Source organism: Gammaproteobacteria bacterium (assembly GCA_013696315.1).
Classification (GTDB): domain Bacteria; phylum Pseudomonadota; class Gammaproteobacteria; order JACCYU01; family JACCYU01; genus JACCYU01.
Window position 1 is genome coordinate 1 of record JACCYU010000257.1, and the last position, 5,422, is coordinate 5,422.

At 59.8% G+C, this 5,422-nt stretch carries 8 protein-coding genes; 5 read left to right on the forward strand and 3 right to left on the reverse strand.

What is annotated here, in order from left to right; all coding sequences use genetic code 11:
• The coding region (locus tag H0V34_14720; GenBank protein MBA2492876.1) for a hypothetical protein at positions 1-1,422 on the reverse strand (1,422 nt) is incomplete at its 3' end.
• Positions 1,394-2,218 (reverse strand): hypothetical protein, encoded by an 825-nt coding sequence (locus H0V34_14725; GenBank protein MBA2492877.1) that lies wholly within the window; start codon positions 2,216-2,218, stop codon positions 1,394-1,396. The genes H0V34_14725 and H0V34_14720, both read right to left, overlap by 29 nt.
• Before the next feature lie 241 nt (positions 2,219-2,459).
• Here H0V34_14725 and tusD point away from each other — a divergent pair, with 241 nt between their 5' ends.
• From tusD to H0V34_14750, 5 genes are all read left to right on the forward strand, one after another.
• The gene (tusD, locus tag H0V34_14730; GenBank protein ID MBA2492878.1) at positions 2,460-2,852 is read left to right on the forward strand and encodes a sulfurtransferase complex subunit TusD; all 393 of its coding nucleotides are present in this window, start codon (positions 2,460-2,462) and stop codon (positions 2,850-2,852) included.
• Between the two features lie 87 nt (positions 2,853-2,939).
• Complete coding sequence (gene tusC / locus H0V34_14735; GenBank protein ID MBA2492879.1) at positions 2,940-3,326, forward strand: sulfurtransferase complex subunit TusC; 387 nt, start codon at positions 2,940-2,942, stop codon at positions 3,324-3,326.
• A gap of 9 nt (positions 3,327-3,335) precedes the next feature.
• A complete protein-coding gene (gene dsrH / locus H0V34_14740; protein MBA2492880.1) occupies positions 3,336-3,644 on the forward strand; it encodes a sulfurtransferase complex subunit TusB in 309 nt (102 codons plus the stop codon).
• Between the two features lie 62 nt (positions 3,645-3,706).
• Positions 3,707-4,039 (forward strand): TusE/DsrC/DsvC family sulfur relay protein, encoded by a 333-nt coding sequence (locus H0V34_14745; protein ID MBA2492881.1) that lies wholly within the window; start codon positions 3,707-3,709, stop codon positions 4,037-4,039.
• A gap of 256 nt (positions 4,040-4,295) precedes the next feature.
• A complete protein-coding gene (locus H0V34_14750) occupies positions 4,296-4,847 on the forward strand; it encodes a Uma2 family endonuclease (protein MBA2492882.1) in 552 nt (183 codons plus the stop codon).
• Here the strand turns inward: H0V34_14750 and H0V34_14755 are convergent.
• The coding region (locus tag H0V34_14755) for a hypothetical protein (GenBank protein ID MBA2492883.1) at positions 4,842-5,422 on the reverse strand (581 nt) is incomplete at its 5' end. The two genes, H0V34_14750 and H0V34_14755, sit on opposite strands and share 6 nt — an antisense overlap.

A 5,422-nucleotide genomic window follows, 5' to 3' on the forward strand; every position in this document is an offset into this window, starting at 1 on the left:
TGGCGGCGGATCGGGATCGGGCAGCGGCGGCGGCGGATCGGGATCGGGCAGCGGCGGCGGCACCGGATCGGGATCGGGCAGCGGTGGCGGCGGATCGGGATCGGGCAGCGGCGGTGGCACCGGATCGGGATCGGGCGGCGGCGGGGGAAGCCCCCCGTCGTCATCGTCGATATCGTCGGCTGAGTCCTCACGCTCGATTCGAATCGCAATCAGCGCGTCGCCGCGACGGAAAGCCGTGGCATTCAGCACATCGCCGGTGTGAATGTCGGTAAGGCCGAAAGGCCGAAGCTCCAGCTCGCTGTCGTCCACAAACGTCGTATCGTCACCCATCGAGACGGTATTCAACTGTCCATCGATGCCGCTCGTGAGGGTGACCGTGCCCGCGGCCGGATCAACCTCGAAGACCGTACCCCCAACCTGGAATATTACTTCGGGTAACTGAAACCCGATTTCCTCGGCTATAAGCACACCGTCCGCCCCGATCACGCCCTCGACTTCGAGCAGCATGTCCTGGACGAGGTCGGCCACGGTGCCGTCCTCGTACTCAGTCGCCGGCGTGGTGGTTACGCGCTGGCCGCCAACTTCAAAGTCGGTGGGCGATGTGAAATCCGTGATCGGGCTTTCGAGATCCACGTCCTCGCCCGCTACGGCCCCCAGGGAGTCGTCAACCACCTGCACCACATTGGCGATCAGCTCGCCACTCAAGAGATCGACGTCGCTCGCGACATCGACCAGCACACCGTTGGCGAGATCGTCATCCAGCAGCTGTGGCGCGGAGAACCGCACGGTCAAATCGCCGATCTCGAAGGTCAGATCGGTTTCATCCAGGCCGCTGACAAAGCCGCGAATCTCGGTGGAGCTGACGCCGGGAATGAACAGCGTCTGCGTCCTGAAGATACTCGTCGCGGTGATGCTGTTGTCGGCGTTGACGAAACCGCTGACCTCCAGCACGTTGCCCGGCAGCAGTTCCGACACGCCGCCGAAATTGCCGAGCACCGTCGCCGGCGTGATGATAACCGGCTGACCCAGCACTTCGATCTCGCCGTCGTCGATCGCGGGCACATTCGTGACCACACCGTTCACCACTGACTCGTACATCACCTGTTGCGCGACGCCAGTGCGGCCGTTTTCGTCGAAGGTGCCCGTGACCGTGACCACTTCGCCGACATTGAAGTCGGATTCCGTCGCGGGCTGCCCGCCGCGCGTGAACTGGGCCTGGCTGGTGTCGAATTCGATCCCGTTGACGAAGATACTGCCGAACGCGGTAACCGTACCGTTCGATATGCCCGTGCCGCGATACCGCCGCCGGCGAGCGTGCCACCGCCTCCACCACAGCTCACGCTGAGCATTGAGCTCAAGGCCATCAGCAGTACGGCCAGGCGCGCGGTCATCGTTAGTCCTCTTGGCCCATGTCGGTTTCAAAATAATAAATGCCGAGCCCGGCGCGCTGCCGGCCACTCCCTTCAAGCTGCGGATTGACGTCGCGATCACGGGCCGCCAGCCAGCGGTCGAATTCTTCCAGCAATTCCTGGGCCTTCCTGTTTACGATGACCTTGAACTCGCCCACCGCTTCCGTCGGCAGGTTGTCGTAGGCCACCTTGCGCTGGAAACGGGGGTCAGCGTCGCCGGTGGTTATATTATGCGTGATCGTGGTCAACAAGTCCGCGACATCGATGCCGAGGATGCTCACTTTTTCGATCTCACTCCCGCTGGGCACGTACGCGCGGACGCGCAGTCGCAAGTAGCCGGTATCGGTGATCTCCGCGGCGCCGACGCGCAGCAGTTCGTCGCGAATGGCGCGCACGGGCACATCACCGGAGAAGCGCTTGACGAGGTCGGCGAAGCTGCCTGCTTCGCCTTCCGGGGGTAAGTCGATCGGTTCGCCGGCCGCATCGGTGAAGCGCGGATCGCGCCGCCAGCCGGAGATGACGCGGGCCGCACGATTGTAATGTGCGATCGCATCGGCGTCATCGGCGGTGGGCAGGCTTTGTATGCGCCGCACCTCCTTGCGCGTTAACCCGGTCATGATGGAGACTCGAGAGATTGTCTGTTTGCGACCCGGAATGCCAAATTCCTGCCCGGCCACGTCAACATACACGCGTTTGGCCAGGTCGCTGAATGCCCCGTATGGCATGCTTTGGCGCAATAGCACCCGTACCAGCGGGTACAGCAGCCGGTTGACCGCCGCGGATATTGCATTAGTAAGATCGAGAGCCATACTTTGGGTACTTACCCCTGATGCGCGTCATTTCTGAAGCGTTGCACTATCCTGTGTCGTGTGGTGTGTCCTGGTTTGGGAAAATATACCCAAGGCAACGATCAATAATAGGGTCCATTATTCATATATGTCAATCAGCCCCGCATCGCGTCGCATCACGCCTGCATAAACCCGGTATGAGCAAGGGATTAACGCGGGCCCGAAATTGCCACGGGATATGTGGGCCGCACGGAATAAGCTCGTGAAACTTGCGATCATGGTGAACGGCGACCCGTTTACGCATCAGGCGGCCGGCACCGCGTATCACTTTAGCCGCGCGGCGCTGCAAAAAGGCCACGAAATTCTGCGGGTTTTCTTCTATCACAACGGTGTCCATGCCGGCACCCGACTGAACGTCGCACCACAGGACGAAAGCGATTTACCCGGGCTTTGGCACGAGCTCGGCGCACAATACGGGCTCGATCTGGCCGTGTGCGTCAGCGCCGCTCAGCGCCGGGGCGTGCTGGATAGCAGGGAAGCGCAACGTCATGGCAAAGACGGCGACAATCTGGCGCCGGGCTTCCGCATCGCCGGCCTGGGGCAATTGATAGAAGCCGGCATCGACGCCGAGCGGCTGGTGGTATTCGGTGATTGAAGAACACGCCTCGCCCGCAAAAGCCGGCAGTGAGCGAACGCTCAGGGGTTTGGCGATCAACGCCGTGGCATAAACGGGTACTGTCGTATGACCAACAAAGTGGCACCGAATAGCCGCATCAAGAAGTTCATGTTAGTGAACCGCAAGCCACCCCACGGCAGCATCTACGCCCAGGAGGCGCTCGAGATTGCACTCATTGCGGGCGCGTTCGATCAGGATGTGAGCTTGGCGTTCCTCGACGACGGGATTTATCAGCTCGTAGCAAAACAGGACACGCAATGGATCGGAGCCAAGAATTTTTCGAAAACTTTTCGCGCGCTTAAGGATTTCGGGGTCAGTAAGCTTTACGTGGAACGCGAGTCGCTACAGGCACGCGGCCTGGACGCCACGGATCTGCTCGTCGAGGCCGCGCCTGTCACGGCACAGGCGCTGGCCGAGTTAATGGCGCAGCAGGATGTCGTACTCAGCTTTTAGCGCCTCGCCATGACAACGCTGCACACGGTAAACAAGTCGCCGTTCAGCCACGCCGCGCTGGAAAGCTGTTTGCGCCACGCCATTACCGGGGCCAGCATCCTGTTGATCGAGGATGCTGTCTACGCCGCGTTAAGCCAGACGACATTCGTCGATACAATAAACAGCGCCATGAAAAATTTGTCGTTCTATGTGCTGGAGCCGGACTTGCGGGCGCGCGGCTACGACCAGGTTCAGGTGATTGATGGCGTCAAACTCATTGACTATCGCGGTTTTGTCGATCTTGTTGTCGAGCATCACAGCGTACAGGCGTGGCTTTGAACCCGACTTGGATTATCCGGCGACACTGGTACCGGCCCGCCACTCGCTTATATCAGCTGATTATGATCCTGGAGATCGACGACAAACTTTACGAGACTGATCCGGAAGGCTATCTCAAGGATATCGAGGCGTGGACGCGAGAGGTCGCGCGCACGATGGCCGGCCGTGACGGCGTGACCCTCACCGAAGAACACTGGGAGGTCATTCATTTTCTGCGCGATTACTACCACGAGTACGGCATCGCGCCGTCGGTGCGCGTGCTGGTTCGCGCGGTCGGCGAGCGTCTGGGTCAGGACAAGGCGAAGAGCGCCTATCTCTACCGGCTGTTTCCCGAAGGTCCCGCCAGGCAGGCCTGCCGATACGCCGGGCTGCCCAAGCCCACTGGATGTGTTTGAACGTAAAGGTCGGTTAACCTTCAACCAGCGGACTGCGGCGTTCGTTCGGTGCGATCTATCGCCACATTGCGTATGAAAATGACCTGCCAACCAATCGACGAGGCCAGCAAATCCGACGCAATTCCAGCATGCCACGGCCGACCCGGCTCTCCCGCGTGAACGTTTTAGTTCATCGCCTTCAAAGTCTCTCGCATTTCATGCGATTATGAGTACGATAATATAAATCACGCGCCATTATATTTTGTAGGTGTTCATTATGCTCGAACTGTTGCGTAGCCCCTGGACGTTAGAAGATTTCCTTACCTGGGAAAACAGTCAACAAGAGCGATATGAATTCGTCGACGGAATCGTGCGGATGATGGTTGGCGGCACGATTGCGCACAACACGATCACACTCAATTTGGCCAGCGCCCTGCGTTCTGGTCTGCGCGGTTCAAATTGCCGCGTTTTTATGTCCGACGTGAAGCTGGTGTCATCGCAAACCGGCGAAGCGGCTTATCCGGATGTCGTCGTTACCTGTCAGCTGATTAATCCCAAGGACAACCGTGTTACTGAGCCAACGCTAATTGCCGAAGTACTGTCGCGCTCGACTGCCGATTACGATCGCGGCGCAAAATTCGAAATGTACAAAGCGATTCCGTCGGTTCGTTATTGCCTGCTGATTGCCCAGGACCGGCGGCAGGTTGATTTGTACCGGCGCACCGCCACTGGCTGGGATCTCACGCGCCTTGAGCAAGCAGATAAGATTGAGCTTTCCGAATTCGGCTGGACGCTGGACCTGAATACTGTTTACGAGGATTGCTTATAGATCAAATCGGTCTGCCATAAGCACATAGCCGTAGCTGTAGCGGTTCAGACTCTGGCCGTTGTGTGGAAACTGCACGAACGGATCGGCGGAGATGAAGCGGCCCAGCGCCGGATAGTACACGCGTCCGTTCAGGTGTATTAAACGCGCGTCGTCCAGGTGCTCGTGACCGGTGAAACCGCGCGGCGTCACCGCCGAACTCTGTTGCCCCGCAGCGTCGCTCCAGTCGGGCTGCCGGCGCTTGCCCCAGGCGTCGTAGGCGAGGCGCTCGACCACCTCGCCGGAGACACGCGTGAACGCGTCGATGCTCCCTAAGTGATCCCGATACACGTAGCGCGTGTCATTGCCGCCCGAACTGCGGGTGATGCGCAGCGCCACTAACTGGCCGTTGGCGTAGATAGAGTGCCGGCGGGTAGTCAGACTGCCTTTGTTCACGTGCTCGTACAGCCCGCCGACGTAGCGCGTGGTCTCGGTGCTGCCGCTGCCGGTTAGCACCTGCTTGAAGCGCGACCGATCCGATCCATAGTGAAAGTACGCGACGCTGACGCCGCGCGTGATCCTGGTGGGCAGGTTGGCGC